This is a genomic window from Planomonospora parontospora (assembly GCA_014647935.1).
GTDB lineage: Bacteria > Actinomycetota > Actinomycetes > Streptosporangiales > Streptosporangiaceae > Planomonospora > Planomonospora parontospora.
Window position 1 is genome coordinate 1 of record BMQD01000074.1, and the last position, 2890, is coordinate 2890.

General features: G+C 71.9%; 1 protein-coding gene. It reads left to right on the plus strand.

The window, feature by feature from the left end:
- Positions 1-436: 436 nt before the first annotated feature.
- A partial coding sequence (locus IEZ07_RS35135; protein WP_191898752.1) for a PKD domain-containing protein occupies positions 437-2890 on the plus strand: 2454 nt, incomplete at its 3' end.

A 2890-nucleotide genomic window follows, 5' to 3' on the forward strand; every position in this document is an offset into this window, starting at 1 on the left:
CGTTCCACCCAGGCCGGCACCGGCAGCGGCCGGATCACCAGCCTGCTGACCGACGGCGGCGGACCGGTGCCCGCCGGAACGAGTCCCGGGGTGACCGCGACCGCGGACGCGGCAAGCCTGCGGGCCACCATGTGGAGCCTGGTGCTGGCACCCGCCGGATGAGATCGACCCGGGTACGGCCGGCAGCGGCCGGCCGTACCCGGCCGCCATGGCCTTTTCGTAATGAAAGCCGTGTGAACCCGCTCTGTCCCTGTGGCGTCTGATGCGTGTGATGCGCCATCGCCTGATGGCCCGGGGGTCTTTTCCACCACCCTTGAAAGGGGTCACCATGGGGGGACGCAGACATGTCTCCGTGCTGGGCGGAGCGCTGGTGACAGCGCTCGCCCTGCTTTGGAGCGGTCCAGCATCCGCTGTGCAACACCCGCAGGACCGCGTCGTGTCCGACAACCCCGTCAACTGGACGCCCCACGTCCTGGACGGGAAGGTCAACGCCGTCGTGCAGATCGGCGGCAAGATCTATGTCGGAGGCGAGTTCACCCAGATCCGGGAGGACGACTCCACGACCGTTCTCCCGCGCAAGAGCCTGTTCGCCTTCAACGCCACCACGGGCGCCGTCGACCCCGTGTTCACCCCGGACGTCGAAGGCGAGGTGAAGGCGCTGCTGCCGGCTCCCGACGGTCAGTCGATCTACGTCGGTGGCGCCTTCGGCCAGGTCAACGGGGCCACCAACCGGAGGCTCACCCGGCTGAGCGCCACCGACGGGCAGGCGCTGCCCGGCTTCACCCCGTCGGTGAGCGCCAGGGTCAACGACCTGCGGCTGGCGGGGGGCCGGCTGTACGTCGGCGGCGCCTTCGCGACCGTGAGCGGCACGCCGCAGGCCGCCCTGGCGACCGTCGACCCGGACACCGGCGCGCGCGACCCGTTCGTGGACCTGGCCTTCGCCGGGACGCAGAACGGCGGCACCACGGCCGTGCTGAAGATGGACGTCACGCCGGACGAGTCGCGCCTGGTGGCGGTCGGCAACTTCGCCACCGTGGGCGGGCAGAACCGCCGGCAGATCGTCCAGCTCGACCTGACCGGGGAGAGCGCCGAGCCGGCGGACTGGCACACCGCCCGCTACGAGGCCGTCTGCTCCAGCTCCTTCGACAGCTACATGCGCGACGTGGACTACTCGCCGGACGGCCGGTTCTTCGTGGTGACGACGACGGGCGCCTACGCGGGCGGCCCGCCCAAGCTCTGCGACACCCAGGCGCGCTGGGAGACCGCGGCGACCGGTTCCAACCTCGACCCCACCTGGGTCAACTACACCGGCGGCGACACGACCTACGCCGTCGGCGTCACCTCCCACGCGGTCTACGTCGGCGGCCACTTCCGCTGGGCCAACAACCCCTACGCCTCGGACAAGGCGGGCCAGGGAGCGGTCTCGCGGCCGGGTCTGGCGGCTCTGGACCCGCTGAGCGGCGTGCCGTTCTCCTGGAACCCGACCCGGACGCTCGGGGTCGGCGTGTTCGACCTGACCGCGACCGCGCAGGGGCTGTGGGTCGGCAGCGACACCGACCGCATCGGCAACTCGGAGTACCACGGCCGCCTGGCCATGCTCCCCGTCGCGGGGGCGAGCGCCCCGGTGCCCGTCTCGGCCGGCAGCCTGCCCGCCGACGTCTACCGGCTCGGGTACGGCCTGCTCGCCAACAACCTGGTGCAGCGCCGCTCCTACGACGGGACCGCGCTCGGCACGGACGAGTCCGTGGGCGCCGGAGGGACGGCCTGGTCGGGGGCGCGGGGCGCCTTCATGCTCAGCGGGCGGCTCTACACTCCCTGGTCGGACGGGAGGCTCTACCGGCGGACCTTCGACGGCACCACGTTCGGAGCGCCCGCCGAGGTCCCCCTGAACGGCCTGACCGACTTCGCCACCGACATGCAGAACATGACCGGCGTGTTCTTCCACGGCAACCGGCTCTACTTCACCCGCAGCGGCCAGTCCTCGCTCTACTCCCGCGGGTTCAACCCGGAGAGCGAGATCGTCGGAGCCATGCGCACGACGGTGTCCGGCAACGTGACCGGCATCGACTTCAGCCGGGTCGGCGGCATGTTCCTGTCCGGGGACAAGCTCTACTTCACCGACCGGCTCGGCAACCAGCTCAAGCGGATCGGCTTCGCCGGCGGCAAGCCCGTGGCGGGCACCGCGGAGACCCTGAGCGGCACCGGCGCCGACGGCCGCGACTGGCGCCAGCGCGCCCTGTTCCTCTACTCCGGCGAGGGCTCCCAGACCCCCAACGCCAAGCCCGTCGCCGAGCTGGTGTCGGAGTGCGAGGAGCTGATCTGCACCTTCCGCAACACCGGCTCGCACGACCCGGACGGGGTGCTGGTCTCCACGACGTGGTCGTTCGGCGGGGGCGGAAGCGCCTCCGGCGCGGCCGTGACGCACGCCTTCCCGCGCACCGGCACGTATCCGGTGACGGTGACGGTGACCGACGACCGGGGCGCGACGGCCTCGGCGACGGCGAACGTGACGGTGCAGGGCGCCAACCAGCCGCCGGTGGCGGACTTCGCGGCGAGCTGCGCGGAACTGGAGTGCACCTTCGACGCCAACCCGTCCGGTGACGAGGACGGGTCGATCACCGCGTACGCGTGGCAGTTCGGTGACGGCGCCACCGCCACCGGGGTGACCGCGTCGCACGCCTACGCCGCGGCGGGCGCCTACCCGGTCACGCTGACCGTCACGGACGACCGCGGCGGCAAGCACAGCGTCACCAAGCAGTTCACGGTCGCCCCGCAGTCGGCGAAGATCGAGTTCGTGGGGAGCGCGGCCGCCAACGCCAACGCGGCCGTGCACTCGGTGACGGTGCCGGGGCAGGTGGCCGGCGGTGACGGGCTGCTGCTGTTCATGACG